Source organism: Candidatus Brocadiaceae bacterium (assembly GCA_012728835.1).
Classification (GTDB): Bacteria; Planctomycetota; Brocadiia; order SM23-32; family SM23-32; genus JAAYEJ01.
The window spans coordinates 1-16336 of the sequence record JAAYEJ010000078.1; the positions used below are offsets into that span (position 1 = coordinate 1).

The window sequence follows — 16336 nt, forward strand, 5'->3', positions numbered from 1 at the left end:
ACTGATCGAGAAGGTCATCCGCGGCGTGCGTTTCGCGGATGGTGTGGAAGTGCGAGAAGCAGCATGAATGGGCTCCCCGAAGGATACGTCATCAATTATCCATCAACAACATTTGACAGTATCTCGCGCTCGTGATCGTTGGGGCGCAGCTGTGCTTGCTACGCAGGAGGGAGCGCCGGCTCAACCGCCTCCTCGGGCAGGCGCGGGATGAACTCCGGCGAGCAGGGAGCCTGTCTGATCAGGAGTGGCACGCCCGGGAGATGGCGGCCGTGGCGAAGGCCCTCTCAGACGCCGGCCTCGCTCACCCCCGGATCTCTCGGCCTGGGCGACTTAGTACGCAGGAGGATGAAGAGGCGTACTGCGCGCTTGAGGCACGTGAATTGGACGCGGCGCCGGAGTTCATTGACCGGCCCGCCTGGGTCGGAATCAAGTACTCCATACCCGCCGTTCTGGTAAGTCTGCTCGTCGGTGGCGCCGCAGCCTTCAGTATGCGTGAAATCAATCGAACGGCGTGGTTGGTGGCAGGAGGTCTGAGCGCTGTTCTGGTTCCGATGGCGTTCGGGTACTCGTTCATCGCCTGGAAATGTGGCAAGGCGCTGGCGCGATACGTCTTTACCATGGCGTTCTGCGCAGTCCTGCTTGTCGGTTGCTTTGTGCTGATTGTCTTCAGCCGGCCGGGCTAGGAAGAGAGCGCCTCTCTCCGGACGGGCAGATCAGGTCCAGCGCGCGGCCTCTCAGACCCGGCTTGCGCAGTGGAGAAGGCAAGGCCGGTGGATAGCGGCAGGGATTGTCGACGCGGGTCTACAGCCGGGAGATGGTGCCGGAGTCGTATTACGACTGGGACGGGGTGAACGTGGTGCGCGAGCGGAACATGGACGGGACGGCCTCTGAGCGCCGGGTGCCGGGGCATGCGGCGGTGCCGGGCGTGGGCCAGATCGCGCAGGTGGAGAAGGTGAGCGGCGGCTCGGCGAGCCAGTACGTGCCGGCCTTCGACCAGGTGGGCACGACGTGGAAGCTCGTGGGCGCGGGCGGCACGGTGGCCAATTCGTATGCGTACGACGCATTCGGCACCGGCCGGGGCCAGACGGAGGCGGTGACGGAGCTGTACCGGTATGGTGGACGTCGGTACGTGCAGGAAGTGGACGAATACCTGCCGATGTATCACTACGTGACGCGGAGCTACGAGCCGGAGCTGGGCCGGTTTGCGGAGCGAGACGTGGAGGCGCTGGAGGTGCGGAACGCTCATACGTATGCCCGCAGCGACCCCCTGGCGAACACCGACCCCACCGGCCTCCAGTGCGAGCCGATTGCCGACGCGGCCGGGGCGGCAGCCAGTCTTCAGGAGCCGCATGGTGGCCGGCGCGAAGAGGAGGTGGAGAAGCCATCATATGGGCCCAAGGCGTCGGAGAAGAGCCAGGAGGCCGCCCAAGCGCATGTGGATTCGAGGACGCCGGGAAGCGATTAGGCGGAGGAGGAGGTCGAGAAGCGAGTCCTGGATCACCTGTTGAGCACAGGCGGCCTGCTGTTCTTTGATCAGTCTGAGTTCCTCGCGGACGAAGAGAAGGGGGCATGGGGGCGCCTCTATGTGAAGGGCCTCCTACCTGAGTACATGTATCCCCTGATGGGTACCCGTGAAGGATGGCGTCGACTTCCCGATGAGGCATATTCCGCCGGAGAGACGCCTGGTCAGGCCGGGCGGCGGGGGTTCTTTGAGGGTTGGTATGCGGGGCAGGTTAACGTGGGAAGAACCGTCCTGCTTGGCCAGAGTGATCGGGCAAACGAGCACAGGGACAAGCTTTGGAGGGAGTTGGGGCTCGAAGGGACATGGGAAGGCACTGCCAGCGATATCAGCGCCGGCGTCTTCACCGCTGCAGCGTATTCGGCGATGGCGGTGTTCGGCTGGAAGCTCGCAGTTCACTACGACTCGCCGTACGTGTCGCGCTGGGGGCGGCCTGGCCTTCAACGCGGTGACTGGGTCATGAGAGGCCCGAAGAGCGTCGGCAACTTTCTGCGGAGCGGGAAGTACCAACCTACGTGGTTCCCAGGAAGCAATATACCTGCGCAGTATTCAGCCGGTGAAACGTTCCTGGTGGGTAAGGGAACCGTCTCATGGCCAACCGGGGTTGACATCATCAAGGGATTCCTCGGACAGGGAAGGTACATGCCTTGTGTTGTTGGTATGGGGGGAAGCCTTGGCCTGCGCAGGGCACCAGACGCGCTGAGTCCAGTCGGAGATGGCACTCACGACGCGTGGGCAACGCACCACCGTGGCGAGGCGCTGGCGTGGCCCGACGAGCAGCCGCCAGACTATGAGCGTGTGAATGAGTATGTGCGGTTACGCACCGAGGCAGAGAGATATGCAGGTCCCCATTCATCGACGATGATACTGGATGACTACTGGCGACGATCTGCTGACCCGCGGCATGGCCTTGACTGGGAGTAGGCTGCCCGGGGAGACTGGCCTGAGCGGATGCGGCGCTTGGTGAGCATTCCCTCTTCGCAGGGGCTGCCTGGGGGCGCCTGCTGTGGATATTACGGACCGTCGGCGTTCGTGGGCGAGGAGGTGCGCTAATGACGGCAAGGTCTTTCGGCAACGCAAGTCCAGGGCTTGGCGGCGGGAACGGAGCCGTGACATCGGCTCCGCGCTTGTCACTTCCAGACGCGCATACGAGGGTGGCCCCGGGGTGTGTGGCGACGTGATGTAGGAGGCCGTTGCAGATGACGGTGTTCTGGTTGCGATTGTCAGTCGGCTCAGTCCTCGGCGCCCTGTTCGTGCTATGCGCCTTCTACAACGCGCGACTGGCGCTCTCGCCGCTGTGGCGCCCACGGAGCGAGTCGTACATCGTGCTACTTGGCGGCATTGCCGGTATGGTGAGTTTGGCCATCGCTCCGTTCGACTGCTTGCGCGCATGGTGGTGGCTGCCTCTGCTGGTTGACATCGGCTGCTTGCCCTTTCTCGCTTGCGCCGGCCTGGAGTTCGGCGTTTTGAGGCCACTTCGGCGCCGAGCAATGAGGCATCGTTCGGATGAGCAACGGGAAGACTGAGTGCGGGAGTGCGCCCGGGCTTGGTCCGGGGGACCGGCTGCGCGGGATCATGCTGGGTGCGGCAGTTGGGGATTCGCTTGGTCTGCCAGCGGAAGGGATCCCCCCTGCGCGCAGGAGGAAGCTGTTCCCTGGCCGATGGCGGCACCGGTTTCTCTTTGGACGCGGGATGGTGAGCGATGACACCGAGCACCTGGTGTTCGTGGCCCAGTCGCTCCTGGCGCATCCCCGATCCCCGGACCGCTTCGGTGCGCGGCTCGGGTGGTGCCTGCGCCTCTGGCTTCTCTCGGTGCCGGCTGGAATCGGCCTGGGTACGTTGCGCGCCATACTGCGGCTATGGATGTTCAGGGGGCCGAGCCGCAGCGGGGTCCGCAGTGCAGGCAACGGCCCCGCCATGCGGTCGGCGATCGCCGGCGCGGTGCTGAGGAACCGCCCCGACGACCTCGAGCAGGTCGTGTCGGTCTCGACGCGGATCACGCACACGGACCCCCGGGCGCTGACAGGCGCTCGCGTCGTCGCCTATCTGGCCGCCTGGGCTCTGCGCGATTCCCTGGCCGAGCGTCCGCCCTTGTGTGCTTTCCTCGCGATCTTGCGTTCGGCCGGCAGCGAAGACTGCCAGTGGGTGTCACTGGTGGACGAAATCGGCGCTGCTGCTCGGGACTGTGTGCCCGTTGCCGAGTTCGCTGACAGGCTGGGCCTGGCGCGCGGCGTTTCGGGCTACGCCTACCACACAGTCCCGGTTGTCGCCTACGCCTGGTACCTGCACTTCGGCGACTTCCGCGACGCGCTCGAAGCGGTGCTCAACTGCGGCGGCGACACCGACACGACGGGTTCCATCATCGGTGCGCTCACAGGGGCAGTCGTTGGCGAGCAAGGTATACCGGCGGAGTGGGTAGACGGCATCTGGGAGTGGCCCCGCACCACCCATGTGTTGCGCGAGATCGCGGACCGTCTGACGGAAGCAGACGCCGGCACCGACGCGTCGGCGCCCGTGCCTTACTTCTGGCCCGGCCTTGTGCCTAGGGGCCTCCTTTTTCTGATGGTCGTGCTGGCGCACGGGTTCCGCCGCCTGCTGCCGCCGTACTGAATGGTCGTCTTGCCGGGGAGATTGTCCGCAGCGGTCCCGAAGCGCGGGAACACACAGACGGGGACGACGTGGGGCGCCGGGTGCCGGGGCATGCGGCGGTGGCGGGCGTGGGGCAGATTGCGCAGGTGGAGAAGGTGAGCGGAGGCTCGGCGAGCCAGTACGTGCCGGCCTTCGACCAGGTGGGCACGACGTGGGAGTGTTCCGGTTCAGACGGAAATGGTCATCTCCCTGGGTCGCCGAACATACTAACCGGCGAGCCTGAGATGTCCATTTCCGTCTGAACCGGAACAACTCGCGTGTGACATGCCTGGGAAACCTGCCTGAGCCACGATTGGTGCACAGATTCTTGTGAGGAGCCCCCTTGCCGGCCACGGGGCCCAGCAGGGCATGGCACCGGCCGGCCTGCGTCGCGAGGCGGGTTCCACGAAGTGCACGCCCCCGCGAGTGCGTGCACTTGACGATTATGTTCGGATCGAACATAATCAAACACCATGGCAGGGAACGGGACGCACGCCGGAGCAGACTCAGGCAGGGGACCGCGCGCATGGGCATCAGCCTTGGACTGGTGGGACTCGGATCGTTCGGCTCGCAGTTCGCCGAGCTGTTCAAGCGGCACCCGCTCGTGGACCGCATGGCGCTGTGCGACGTGGAGCCGGAGCGGGTCAGGCGATTCGCCGACCGGGAGGACTGGCGCGACAAGTTCCGTCCGTCCGACGCCTACGCCGCGTTCGACGACATCTGCGTGAGCGACCTGGACGCGCTCGTCGTCATCACGCAGCCCTGGCTGCACGCGCCCCAGTGCCTGCAGGCCCTCGAGTCGGGGAAGCACGTCTACAGCGCCGTGCCCATCATCAGCGTGCCCGACGACGACGAGATACTCGATTGCTGCGACCGCCTGGTCAGTGCGGTGCAGCGCACGGGCCTGCACTACATGCTGGGCGAGACGACCTGCTACCGGCCGGCGACGATGTACTGCCGCCGGCGCGCGGCGGCGGGGGACTTCGGCCGATTCGTGCACTCCGACGCGCAGTACCTGCACGACGTGGACGACCGCGGCAGCAATCTGCGCGAGGTGCAGCGGCGCCGCACGACGGGCAAGGTCGGCTCCCTGTGGCTGGCCGAGGCGCAGCGCTACGCCGGCCGCGGCCTCGTGGGTGGGCCGATGCACTACCCCACGCACTCGTTCAGCGGGCCCATCCACGTCATGGGCGCCCGGGTGGCCAGGATCTGCGCGTGGGGGCAGCGCGACGAGACGGGCGACGACTACTTCGCGAACGCCTACATGAACGAGGTGGCCTTCTGCCGGATGAGCAATGGAGCCACCGCGCGCGTCGCCGAGTGCCGCAGGGTCGGCCACACGGGCGAGGAGACGTTTCGCATCTTCGGCACGGAGGGCTCCTTCCGCGAGGACCAGTGGGTCACGCGCGACGGCTGGACGGCGCTGACCGTCGACGACATGCGCGACGTGCTCCCGGACGAAGTGGTCGACGCCTTCCGAGGCGAGGACGGCTCCGGCACCTACGGCGGGCATGGCGGGTCGCATGCCTACCTCGTGCACGAGTTCGTCGATGCCGTCGCGCACGACCGCGTGCCGGCCGTCAACGTGTGGGAGGCCGTGCGCTACATGGCGGCCGGCGTCACGGCGCACAAGTCGGTCCTTGCCGACGGCGAGGTGCTGGACGTGCCCGACTGGGGCGACGCGCCGAAGTAGGCCCGTGAGAACGCAGGCGGAAGGCATGGCAAGAGGCTCGGCACAGACGGAGAAGCGACGGCGTGAGCTGGCGTCCCTGCTGTCCCGGAGCGAGACCATATCGACGGTCGAGATGGCCCGTCGCTTCGGCGTCAGCGAGATGACGATCCGCCGCGACCTGAAGGCACTGGAGGAGTCGGGCCTTGCCGTGCGGCGCTACGGCGGGGCGGCGCCTGCCCAGCGCATCACGTTCGAGTTCGCCTTCGACGGGCGCCGGCGTGCGCGCCTTGCCGAGAAGCGCCGCATCGGCGCCGAGGCCGCGCGGCGCGTCGAACCCGGGCAGACCGTCTTCCTCGACACGGGCACGACGACGCTGCAGGTCGCCAGGGCGCTGGCAGGGCGGGGCGTCCCGTGCACCGTCGTCACCAGCAGCCTCGTCATCGCGAGCACGCTCTGGGCCGACGACTGCGTCGAACTCGTGCTGGTGGGGGGCCGCGTACGGCGCGGCAGCCCGGACCTCGTGGGGCCCGGGACGGAGGTTATGCTCGAGAAGCTCACCGCCGACCTGGCCTTCATCGGCAGCGACGGTGTCGACCCCGACCGGGGCAGCTTCGCCGGCGATCTGGAGACGGCGCGCGTGGCCGAGAGGATGGCTGCCAACGCGGCGCGCGCCATCGTCGTCGCCGACGGCTCGAAGCTCGGACGCGCCGGCGGGGTGCGCTGCCTGCACGTGCGCGGGATGCACGCACTCATCACCGACCGCGCGGCCCCGGCGGAGATCGTCCAGCGGCTGCGACGGCGGGGGGTGGAAGTCACACTCGTTTAGGCTCTGTCTGAGAATCCGTAGCCGGCCGGAGCCAGAGGGATTCTCAGACAGAGCATAGGACGGATGCCCCTCGGGGCACTGGGAACAGGAAGGCACTGCATTGGAGACCACCGAACCGCTTGCGCCGGCGGGCATCCTGGGCGCCGGCGTTGTCACGGCCATGCGCCGGGCCCGCGACTTCCTGCGTGCGCGCAGCACGGCGGAGCTGCTGCCGCTGGTCGGCACAGTCCGTGCCGAACTCGCGCTCCAAGCGCCGGCCGCCGGCAGGAGCGCCTTCCCTCTCTCCTACGGCGGGGGCGGCACGTGCGCGCACGACCTGCTGGCGGGGCTGGGCATGTTCTACGTCTCAGAATCGGGCGAGGTGGTGCTCGATTGCACGAGTGGGCACTACCAGATGACGTGGGGCTACAATCACCCGGCTCTCACGTCGGCGCTGGATGCGGCGACCGAACTCGGCATCGTCTGGGACAACCACTCGAACATCCCTTCGATCCCGGTGAGGCATCTGGCCGACGCCCTGGCCGCGCTCGGGCGGGAGGCGGGGCTCGACCGCGTGCTGCTGGGCGTCTGCACGGGCAGCGTGGCCTGCGCGGCGGCGTTGAAGGTGATGCTCGCGCGCTACCGGGCCGACCACGCCCGATCGGCGCTCGGGCCGCCCGTCTTCATCGCACTCACCGGCAACTACCACGGCACCGACATCCTGGCGCAGACGCTGCGCGGCATGTGGCCGGGGCTCGTGAGCGGCGCCGAGACGGTGCAGTTGGAGCCCAACGACGAGGAGCAGCTCCGGGAGGCGTTCCGGCGCTTCGGGCGCCGCGTGGCCGGCTTCTGGGCGGAGCCGATCATGATGAACCGCGAGGCGATCGGCGTCCGACCGGACTACCTGCGGCTGGCGCGGGCGCTCTGCGACGAGTGCGGCGCCCTGATGGCCCTCGACGAGATCCAGACAGGCTTCTGGTACCCCGAGGTGCTCTATTTCCGCAGGGCGGACGTCGCGCCCGACATGGTCATCGTCGGCAAGGGCATGACGGCGGGGTTTCACCCGCTGTCGGCGATGCTCTTCCGGCACGAGCTGGACGTCCTCGAGCAGTACGACGCGATCAGCACCAACGGCAACGCGTCCCTGGCGGCGTTGCTCGCGCTCTGCAACCTCCGTATGATCGCGGACGACGCCCCGCGCATCGGCCGGCTGGCCCGCCGGCACCACGAATGCCTGTGCGCACTCGCCGCCGACTTCCCCGAGCTGATCGAGGGGGTCAACGGGGACGGGTTCCTGACCGGCATGCGGTTCCGGGCGCGCGACGACGCACTGGGCTTCCACAAGGCGGCCCTTGCGCGCGGGCTCTGGCTGCGGGCGCACGCCTACCACCCGGGCCATCGGACGGTGCTGATGAAGTACCCGCTCGTGATCGAGGACGCGGTGATCGATTTCGTGCTGGCGCAACTGCGGGACCTCTGCAGTGCGATGCCCTGGCGGTAGCGTGGGCGGACCGATTTCCGGGAGAGATGGCACATGGACGCACTCGGCGTCGGCATGCTGGGCTTCGGCTTCATGGGCAGGACGCACGTCTATGCGCACAGGACGGTGCCCCTGTACTACGACCCTCCGCCCGCGCGCACGGCGCTGCGCGTCGTGTGCACGTCCCGCCCGGAGACCGCCCGGGCCGCCCGGGAGGCCGGGGGCTTCGCCCGGTGGACGACCGATCCGCTGGAGGTGATCGCGGCCGACGACGTGGACATCGTGCACGTCTGCACGCCGAACTGCGAGCACTTCGAGGCGCTGGCGGCGGCGATCCGCGCCGGCAAGCACATCTACGTGGACAAGCCGGTTACCGCCAACCTGGACGAAGCCGACCGCCTGGAGGCAATGCTGCCAGGCTACGCCGGCACGGCGCAGGTGGTGCTCCAGAACCGCTTCCTCCCGGCGACGCTCCGCGCGCGGCAGTTGGTGGAGGAGGGCGCGCTCGGGCCGGTGACGCACTTCCGTGCGTCCTATCTCCACGGCGGGAGCGTCGATCCGGAGAGGCCCGTGAACTGGAAGTCCACGGCGGCCGCCGGGGGCGGCGTCATCCGCGACCTCGGTCCGCACATCCTCGACCTGCTCGGCTGGCTGATCGGCCCCTTCGACGCCGTACAGTGCGTCAGCCGCATCTGGGCGGCCGAGCGGCCGGACCTCGACCGCACCGGCGAGTCCATGAGGATCGACGTCGAGGACGCCGCCGCCATGCTGCTCCGCCGCGCCGATGGGGCTTTCGGCATGGTGGACGTGAGCAAGATCGCCACGGGCACGGAGGACGAGCTGCGCTTCGAGATCCATGGCCGACACGGGGCGATCCGTTTCGACCTCATGCAGCCGAACTACCTGGAGTTCTACGACGGGCGCCTGGCGGGCGGCGACTTCGGCGGCCGGCAGGGCTGGCAGCGCATCGCGACGGTGCAGAAGTACCCGGCGCCGGGCGGCAGGTTCCTGCCTCCGAAGCTCTCCATCGGCTGGGTGCGCGGCCACGTACACTGCCTCTACTGCTTCCTGAAGGCGATCACCGAGGGCACTGACGCGCACCCGTCGCTCGCCGAGGGCCTCGCCGTGCAGCGTATGCTGGAGGCGGCGCGCGAGTCGGCGCGGTGCGGTGAGTGGGTCAGGCCGGCGACTCCGTAGCGAAGAGGATGACATCATGGCGGTGAGCACGCTGCGCCCGAAGGTGGGCCTGCTGGGACTGACGCTGGAGCTGTACGAGCAGACGGCGCCGCGGCTGCGGCCCGGACGCGAGGCATGGGTGCGGCGGGCCGTGCTGCCGGCGCTCGGGAAGGTGGCCGACGTGGAGTTCGTGGGCGCCGCCTTCCGGCGAGAGGACGTGCAGGCGCAGGTCGAGCGCTTCGAGGCCGAGGGCTGCGACGCCGTGCTCGTCATGCTGCTGACCTACTCGCCGAGCCAGATCGCGCTGCCCGTGCTGCGGCGTACCCGCCTGCCCATCGTGGTGTGGAACACGCAGGAACTGCGAGCGATCGACGCCGACTTCAGCGGCGCCCGGATGGTGGAGAACCACGGCGTGCATGGCACGCAGGACCTGGCGAACGTCCTGCTGCGCAGCGGCGTGCGCTTCCGGTACGTCACCTCGCACCTGGACGATCCGGACGCCCTGGGCGAGTTGACCGACTTCTTCATGGCGGCAGCGGCGACCGGGCGGCTGAGCCGTGCACGCCTGGGCATCCTGGGTTACCCGTTCCCGGGCATGGGCGACTTCGCGCTCGACACCACGCACATGGCCGCCACGCTCGGCTGCGAGTGGACGGCGATGCCCATGGAGGAGTACGTGCAGCGGGCCGCCGGGGCGCCCCCGGAGGCCGTGGCGCGCCTGGTGGCGGAGTACCGGGCGACGTATGAGGTCGACCCCGCGGTGGCCGATGCCGATCTGGAGGCGACGGCGCGTGTCGAACTTGCCCTGCGCGGCATGGTGGGGGAGCGGCGACTCGACGCGTTCACGTACCAGTTCATGGCCTTCGGCGAGGACGAGCGCACTCCGACCGTTCCGTTCGTGGCGGCCAGCCGGCTCATGGGCGAGGGCGTCGGATTCGGCGGCGAAGGCGACCTGATCGCCGCCGCCGGCTCGGCGCTGTTGAACTGGCTCTCCCCGCCTGCGAGTTTCGCCGAGATGTTCACGGTCGACTTCGAGGGCAACGCCGTTCTCCTGAGCCACATGGGCGAGGCCAACGTGGCGATGGCGCGCTCGGACCGCCGCATCCGCCTGGCAGCGCGCACGAGGCAGATCACCCGCACCCGCTGCGGGCAGCTTGTGCTGGCCACCGTCTTCGAGCCCGGGCCGGCGACTCTTTTCGCGCTGACGCTCGGCCGGGGCGGGCGTTGGCGGATGATCGCCTCGCCGGTGACGGGCGAGGACTTCGGTCCGCTGGCCTCCCTGACGGAGCCCCACTGCAAGCTGTCACCAGGCGGCGACGTGCGCGAGTTCCTGACGGCGTACGCGAAGGCCGGTGGCCCGCACCACTGTGCGCTCTGCTTCGGCGACGCGCGGCGGCGCATCGGGGACGCAGCCGAGTTGGTCGGCGCCGACTACCGTGAGGTGTAGCCCATGCTGCTGGGGCTCGACCTGGGCACAACGAACGTGAAGGCCGTGCTGGTGCGGCCGGGGGAGGGGATCGTCGCCCGCGGGTCCGCGCCGGTGGCGCTCCGGCACGTCGGTAAGGCCGGCGTCGAGCAGGACATGGACGACGTCTGGTCGGCAGTGCTCGCCGCGGTTGCCGAGGCAGGGCGACAGGCCAGTCTGTCGAGCGTGCAGGCCGTGGGCGTGTCCAGCCAGGGCGGGGCCCTCCAGGTGCTCGACGCGGACGGGCAGCCGGACGGGCCCGTGGTGAGCTGGCTCGACGGCCGCGCGCGGCAGGTCCAGGAGCGCGTCACGCGCGAGCTGGGCAGCGACTGGCTCTGCGCGCACACGGGCCACGGTCGCCTCGGCCTCGTGCCGGGACACTTGCTGCGCCTGCGCGAAGAGGGAGCGGCGCTCGGTGGGAACGTCGCGTTCGTCGGCGACGTCATCGTCGGGCGGCTCTGCGGACGGCGCGCGCACGATGCCACGTCGCTCTCGATCGCGGGGTTGCTCAATCCCGGCCTTGGACGCGCCGACGCCGATCTGCTGGCGCGCCTGGGCATCGGCGAGCACCGGCTGCCCGACCTGCTGCCCGCGCACGTTGCCGCCGGGCGCGTCAGTGCCGAAGGGGCGCGGCAGACGGGGCTGCCGGCGGGCATCCCGGTCTCGCCCGCCGTGCACGACCAGTATGCGGCGTCGCTCGGGGCGGGCGCCGTGCGTGCGGGAGACGTGATGCTCGGGGCAGGCACCGCCTGGGTGCTGCTCGCCCTTGCGGCGGAGGCCCCGGGGGCACTCGTGCCCGTGATCGTCCAGGCGTTCGCCTGCCCGCATCCGGTCGCGGGCCTCTGCGCGCAGATGCTGTCGATGGTCAACGGCGGCTCGGCGTTCCACTGGGCCGTCCGGACGCTGGGGCTGGAGGGACGGCCCGCGTCCGAACTCGACCGGATGATGGACTCGGTACCCGCGGGCTGCGACGGCGTGCGGTTTCGTCCTCTGCTCGTGCCCGGCGGCGCGGCCGGGCTCCCTGCCGGCATGCCGGGGCAGCTCGACGGGCTGCGGCTCGCGCACACTCCCGCCCACATCCTCCGTGCGGTGATCGAGGGGCTCGCGCTGGAGCTGACGCGCCACCTGCGGTTCCTCACAGGGGGGGGCATCGTTGTCGATCGGCTCGCCCTGTGCGGGGGCGCGGCGGGCAGCAGCGTCACACCGCAGATCCTCGCCGACGCCACGGGCGTGCCCGTGGCCTGCGTGACGGAGACGGCCGTGAGCGCGCTGGGAGCCGCCGTGCCGGCCCGGGCGATCGTCGAGGGCACCGCCGACCTGCAACGCCTCGCGGACGAGTGCGCCCCTGCGGCTCGCCTCGTCCGGCCCGGCCCGCATGAGCCCGTCTACCGCGCGATGTCTGAGCGCTACGCCGCGTCCCTCCCGCATGTGGGCACGGAGGCACACTGATGGCCGGCATCCCGCTGCACCACGTGTGGCAGTACACAGACGTCGACCGCGCCTTCTGGCACGAGCACCTGGAAGGCTGGGTACCCGAGCGCATCATTGACGCGCACACGCACGTGGCCGATCCCGCGCTGCGCGTGGAGCCGGTCACCGACGAGATGCGTCGCCAGTACTGGGTCAGCGAGGTCAACGAGCCCATGTGTGCCGAGGACGCCGCCCGCTGCACGGGCATCGTCTTCCCGGGCCGGCAGGTCACGCAGGTGGCCGTCGGCTCGCCGAGCCTTGCCTTCGACATCGAGCGGGCGAACGAGGCCCTCCGCCGCGAGTGTCTCGCGCGCGGCTGGCACGCGCTGACCGTCTGCCCGCCGCAGTGGACGGCGGAGCGCGTCGCCGAGGAACTCAAGAAGCCCGGCGTCCTCGGCCTGAAGCCGTACTACACGCTGATCGCCCGCGACCCGACCACACGCGACGCGCACCTGGAGGCGAGCATCTTCGATTTCCTGCCCCGTCACGTCCTCGAAGCGGCCGAGGAAGCGGGCGCCTGGATCACGCTGCACGTGCCCCGGGCGGAGCGCCTGCCGCACCCGGACAACCTGCGCGAGATCCGCGAGATCCGCCGCCGCTACCCGAACGTCGTGCTCGTTATCGCGCACCTCGGGCGCTGCTACACCGAGCCGCACGCGCGCGAGGGGCTGCTGCCGCTCGCCGCCGACCCCGGGCTCTACTTCGACAACTCCGCCGTGCTGAACCCCGCCGTGCACCGTCTTGCCCTCGAGACCATCGGCCCGGAGCGCATCCTCTACGGCACCGACAATCCCGTCTTCTACATGCGCGGCAGGCGGCAGTGGCGCGGCCGCAGCTACGTGAATCGCACGAGCCACCCGTTCCACTTCAATGCGGAGCGCGAGCCGCCGGAGGTCGAGGCAGGCTACACGCTCTACATGTACGAGGCTCTGCGCGCGCTCAAGGACGCCTGCCGCGCGACGGGCATCGACGCTCGCGGCGTCCAGGGGATCCTGCACGACAACGCGCAGCGGCTGATCGACCGCGTCCTGCGCACGACGCATGCTGACCCGGGCTGAGCAGGGGCACCCAATGGCACGCCCGGAGACGATGAACGGCGGAGTCGTCGGCGCACGGCGAGGCGAGAGCTCCGTCGCCGCCCTCGGGGCACCTCGACGCTGGACACTGCACCGCGCGTGAACTACAGTGCCGGAGCACACAACCTCCAGGGAGAAGGACCGGGAATCATGGAGATATGGAAGTCCTACGACATCACCCACCGCGAACACGTGATATGCAACCCCATGAGCGAGGAGAAGCTGGCGCGTCTTGTGGCGCTTCTGCGCCTGCCGACCGACGCGCGGGTGGTTGACATCGCGTGTGGCAAGGGCGAGTTCCTGATTCGCCTGGCCGAAGTCTACGGCGTTCGCGGCACGGGCGTCGACCTTTCTCCCTTCCACATCGCCGATGCGCAAAGAAGCGTAGAGGCGCGGGCGCCGAGTGCCGGCATCACGTTGATTCGGATGGACGGCGCGGAGTTCAAACCCGACGAGCCGCACAGCCTGGATATGGCGTCATGTATTGGCGCCAGTTGGGTCTTCGGGGGGCACGCGAACACCCTCGAAGCACTGGACTGCATGGTGAGGCCCGGCGGCTGGGTGATCGTGGGAGAGCCATACTGGGCGCAGGAGCCGTCCGAGGACTACCTGAAGGCGGTGGGGTGCGCGCGAGAGGATTTCGGGAGCCACGTCTCCAATGCGGAGGCCGGCGAGCGGCGAGGAATGGAACTCGTCCATACCCTCGTGAGCAACAAGGACGACTGGGACAGGTACGAGGGCCTTCAGTGGTACGCTGCGGACGAGTACGCCCGAACCCATCCGGATGATCCGGACCTGGCGGAAGTGGCCGAGCGTGTGAGCCGGGAGAGGGCGGCGTACCTGCGTTGGGGACGCGATGCGCTTGGCTGGGCGATCTACATGTTCAGGTCGCGTTCTGCGACCTGACACGAGGCGTCTGGAATGAAGCCGGCAGGTTGGCGTCCAGTGGTCTGCGTGCTGGTTGGGCTGCTGTTGCCGAGCATGGCCCTGGCGGCGGACGGGGGAGGGGCCTGGATGCGTTGACGCTCACGCACGGCATCCGGCACCCCCAGCGGCCGCTGCCGCCGCACATGCAGTCAGTCTGGAGGGAGAGAGAATGGCCGGTGAACACAGCCGGCGTATGGCAGACCTCGGCCATCCACCCAGCGATTCGGAAGTCGCGGACTGGATCGGCGAGGCAGCCTATCGACACTGGACACGTATGGCGGAGTGGATCGAACAACTCTATCCAGACGTTTTTTGCCCGGAATGGCTTTCCGGCGGGAAGAAGCACGGCTGGTCCCTGCGATACAAGAAGAGCAGGTCATTCTGCACGTTCATCCCGGAGAAGGGGCGTTTCCTGCTGATGATCGTTTTCGGCTCGAAGGAACGCGCCAAAGTGGAAGCGATACGCGGAGCGCTGTCGCCGGGGACGCGCAGAGCCTACGACGAGGCACCCACGTATCACGACGGCAAATGGCTTCTGCTCGACGTTGATGACGGACGCGTTCTGGCCGACATCCAGCAGCTACTCGTCCTCAAGCGCAGGCCGAGACCCGCCTGAACTGCCCCCCCCGGCGCGGGAAAGGGCGGGCCGCTCACAATGACAGAACACGGAAAGACGCCCGATCGACCCCTCCGGCTCTACCGCGACCTGGCCGACTGGTATCCGCTGCTGACGCCGGTGGCCGACTACACCGAGGAAGCCGCCTTCTACCGTCGTCTGTTCGAGGCGCACTGCCGGCAGCCGCCACGGACTCTGCTCGATCTCGGCTGCGGCGGTGGCCACAACGCCGCGCACCTGAAGGCAACGCTTGCCTGCACGCTGGTGGACATTGCGCCCGACATGCTCGCGCTGAGCCGTCGTTTGAACCCCGAATGCGAGCACGTGCAGGGCGACATGCGCTCGATCCGGCTCGGCCGTGTCTTCGACTGTGTGCTCATCCATGATGCGATCAGCTACATGGCTTCGCGCGAGGATCTTGGCCAAGCCATCGCTACGGCGTTCGCACACACCGCTCCGGGTGGCGTTGCGATGTTCCAGCCGGATTACGTCTCGGAGACCTTCCAGCCGGGCACCGAGACCGGCGGCAGCGACGGCAGCGGGCGCGGCTTGCGCTACCTCGAATGGCGGTGTACTCCCGACTCGAGAACCGACGTGTACGTGACCGACATGGCCTACCTGCTCAGGGACGAGCACGGGGCCGTCGAGGTCGCCCATGACCGCCACATCATGGGGTTGTTCCCGCGTGCTGAGTGGCTGGAGTTGATCGCGGACGCCGGATTCGAGGCGCTCACGGTCCCCTTCGAGCACAGTGCCTGCAGCGCCGCCGGCCATGAGGTCTTCCTCGGGCTGCGACCTGCCGCCGGTGGAGGCGCATGACTTGACCGATCTTCCGCCGCGCCGCCGGCCGGGCGCCTTCGAGGTCCATGAGTCGCGCCCCGGGCAGGTGCCGGGCAGCCGGGCGGGGGCGACTGCCCGGACGTGCGGGGCCTCTTCAACCACGATCCGCTCCCACCCGCGCTCCCGTGCGGGAGCGAATAGGGCGGGGCATTTCTCGCGGTTCCGGCGGTACGTTTCAATCCGCGCTCCCGTGCGGGAGCGAATCCTTCAGAGGCAACAGGCCCGTCACCTCGTACGCGTTTCAATCCGCGCTCCCGTGCGGGAGCGAATCCCCCAATCCGGCTCTGAGTCCGGGATGGTCCAGTTTCAATCCGCGCTCCCGTGCGGGAGCGAATGGTCGGCCGGTCCGTCCGTTGACGGACGCGAATGTTTCAATCCGCGCTCCCGTGCGGGAGCGAATGCTTGCGTTCCGGCGGGGCCTGCTCATGGCGGGTTTCAATCCGCGCTCCCGTGCGGGAGCGAATGGCGAAGTGAAGATGCCGTGGACACTGGAGGGAAGTTTCAATCCGCGCTCCCGTGCGGGAGCGAATGTATGTCGAGAGGGTCGCCCGCATTGACCTTCTTGTTTCAATCCGCGCTCCCGTGCGGGAGCGAATCCGTGCAGCCGAGGGCCAGAGCCAGTTCGAACCAGTTTCAATCCGCGCTCCCGTGCGGGAGCGAAT

Annotated in this window: 15 protein-coding genes and 1 CRISPR repeat array; all 15 genes read left to right on the forward strand. The window is 68.8% G+C overall.

What is annotated here, in order from left to right; genetic code table 11:
• Positions 1–269: 269 nt before the first annotated feature.
• Positions 270–683, forward strand: coding sequence for a hypothetical protein (locus GXY85_12600; GenBank protein ID NLW51660.1), 414 nt, complete (start codon positions 270–272; stop codon positions 681–683).
• A 104-nt stretch (positions 684–787) separates the two neighbouring features.
• On the forward strand, positions 788–1465 hold the full coding sequence (locus GXY85_12605; GenBank protein ID NLW51661.1) for a hypothetical protein: 678 nt from the start codon (positions 788–790) through the stop codon (positions 1463–1465).
• A gap of 39 nt (positions 1466–1504) precedes the next feature.
• Positions 1505–2443, forward strand: a complete 939-nt coding sequence (locus tag GXY85_12610) for a hypothetical protein (protein NLW51662.1) — start codon at positions 1505–1507, stop codon at positions 2441–2443.
• A gap of 275 nt (positions 2444–2718) precedes the next feature.
• A complete protein-coding gene (locus GXY85_12615; GenBank protein ID NLW51663.1) occupies positions 2719–3045 on the forward strand; it encodes a hypothetical protein in 327 nt (108 codons plus the stop codon).
• A complete protein-coding gene (locus GXY85_12620; GenBank protein NLW51664.1) occupies positions 3026–4129 on the forward strand; it encodes an ADP-ribosylglycohydrolase family protein in 1104 nt (367 codons plus the stop codon). Before GXY85_12615 ends, GXY85_12620 begins: the two co-directional genes overlap by 20 nt.
• 544 nt (positions 4130–4673) lie before the next feature.
• A complete protein-coding gene (locus GXY85_12625; GenBank protein NLW51665.1) occupies positions 4674–5840 on the forward strand; it encodes a Gfo/Idh/MocA family oxidoreductase in 1167 nt (388 codons plus the stop codon).
• A gap of 25 nt (positions 5841–5865) precedes the next feature.
• The gene (locus GXY85_12630; GenBank protein NLW51666.1) at positions 5866–6645 is read left to right on the forward strand and encodes a DeoR/GlpR transcriptional regulator; all 780 of its coding nucleotides are present in this window, start codon (positions 5866–5868) and stop codon (positions 6643–6645) included.
• A gap of 100 nt (positions 6646–6745) precedes the next feature.
• Positions 6746–8125, forward strand: a complete 1380-nt coding sequence (locus tag GXY85_12635; protein ID NLW51667.1) for an aminotransferase class III-fold pyridoxal phosphate-dependent enzyme — start codon at positions 6746–6748, stop codon at positions 8123–8125.
• Positions 8126–8158: 33 nt separating this feature from the next.
• Positions 8159–9301 (forward strand): Gfo/Idh/MocA family oxidoreductase, encoded by a 1143-nt coding sequence (locus GXY85_12640; protein ID NLW51668.1) that lies wholly within the window; start codon positions 8159–8161, stop codon positions 9299–9301.
• A 16-nt stretch (positions 9302–9317) separates the two neighbouring features.
• A complete protein-coding gene (locus tag GXY85_12645; protein ID NLW51669.1) occupies positions 9318–10727 on the forward strand; it encodes a hypothetical protein in 1410 nt (469 codons plus the stop codon).
• A gap of 3 nt (positions 10728–10730) precedes the next feature.
• Positions 10731–12194, forward strand: a complete 1464-nt coding sequence (locus GXY85_12650) for an FGGY-family carbohydrate kinase (GenBank protein NLW51670.1) — start codon at positions 10731–10733, stop codon at positions 12192–12194.
• A complete protein-coding gene (locus tag GXY85_12655; GenBank protein NLW51671.1) occupies positions 12194–13273 on the forward strand; it encodes an amidohydrolase family protein in 1080 nt (359 codons plus the stop codon). The genes GXY85_12650 and GXY85_12655 overlap by 1 nt, the downstream gene beginning before the upstream one ends.
• A 168-nt stretch (positions 13274–13441) precedes the next feature.
• The gene (locus GXY85_12660; protein ID NLW51672.1) at positions 13442–14197 is read left to right on the forward strand and encodes a class I SAM-dependent methyltransferase; all 756 of its coding nucleotides are present in this window, start codon (positions 13442–13444) and stop codon (positions 14195–14197) included.
• A gap of 214 nt (positions 14198–14411) precedes the next feature.
• Entirely contained in the window at positions 14412–14834 is a 423-nt protein-coding gene (locus GXY85_12665; GenBank protein NLW51673.1) for a DUF3788 domain-containing protein, read from the forward strand.
• A 39-nt stretch (positions 14835–14873) separates the two neighbouring features.
• Positions 14874–15653 carry a class I SAM-dependent methyltransferase gene (locus tag GXY85_12670; protein ID NLW51674.1) on the forward strand — a complete coding sequence of 260 codons (780 nt, stop codon included), beginning with the start codon at positions 14874–14876 and terminating at the stop codon, positions 15651–15653.
• A 128-nt stretch (positions 15654–15781) separates the two neighbouring features.
• Positions 15782–16335: direct repeats of the CRISPR family, unit length 31 nt; unit sequence GTTTCAATCCGCGCTCCCGTGCGGGAGCGAA.
• The last annotated feature ends 1 nt before the right edge of the window (position 16336 follow it).

Bases quoted from the DNA above. Each gene is read 5' to 3' on its own strand.
- GXY85_12615 (NLW51663.1), top strand. From the start codon at position 2,719: ATGACGGTGTTCTGGTTGCGATTGTCAGTCGGCTCAGTCCTCGGCGCC.
- GXY85_12625 (NLW51665.1), top strand. From the start codon at position 4,674: ATGGGCATCAGCCTTGGACTGGTGGGACTCGGATCGTTCGGCTCGCAG.
- GXY85_12670 (NLW51674.1), top strand. From the start codon at position 14,874: ATGACAGAACACGGAAAGACGCCCGATCGACCCCTCCGGCTCTACCGC.
- GXY85_12640 (NLW51668.1), top strand. From the start codon at position 8,159: ATGGACGCACTCGGCGTCGGCATGCTGGGCTTCGGCTTCATGGGCAGG.
- GXY85_12655 (NLW51671.1), top strand. From the start codon at position 12,194: ATGGCCGGCATCCCGCTGCACCACGTGTGGCAGTACACAGACGTCGAC.
- GXY85_12645 (NLW51669.1), top strand. From the start codon at position 9,318: ATGGCGGTGAGCACGCTGCGCCCGAAGGTGGGCCTGCTGGGACTGACG.
- GXY85_12630 (NLW51666.1), top strand. From the start codon at position 5,866: ATGGCAAGAGGCTCGGCACAGACGGAGAAGCGACGGCGTGAGCTGGCG.
- GXY85_12660 (NLW51672.1), top strand. From the start codon at position 13,442: ATGGAGATATGGAAGTCCTACGACATCACCCACCGCGAACACGTGATA.
- GXY85_12620 (NLW51664.1), top strand. From the start codon at position 3,026: ATGAGCAACGGGAAGACTGAGTGCGGGAGTGCGCCCGGGCTTGGTCCG.
- GXY85_12665 (NLW51673.1), top strand. From the start codon at position 14,412: ATGGCAGACCTCGGCCATCCACCCAGCGATTCGGAAGTCGCGGACTGG.
- GXY85_12650 (NLW51670.1), top strand. From the start codon at position 10,731: ATGCTGCTGGGGCTCGACCTGGGCACAACGAACGTGAAGGCCGTGCTG.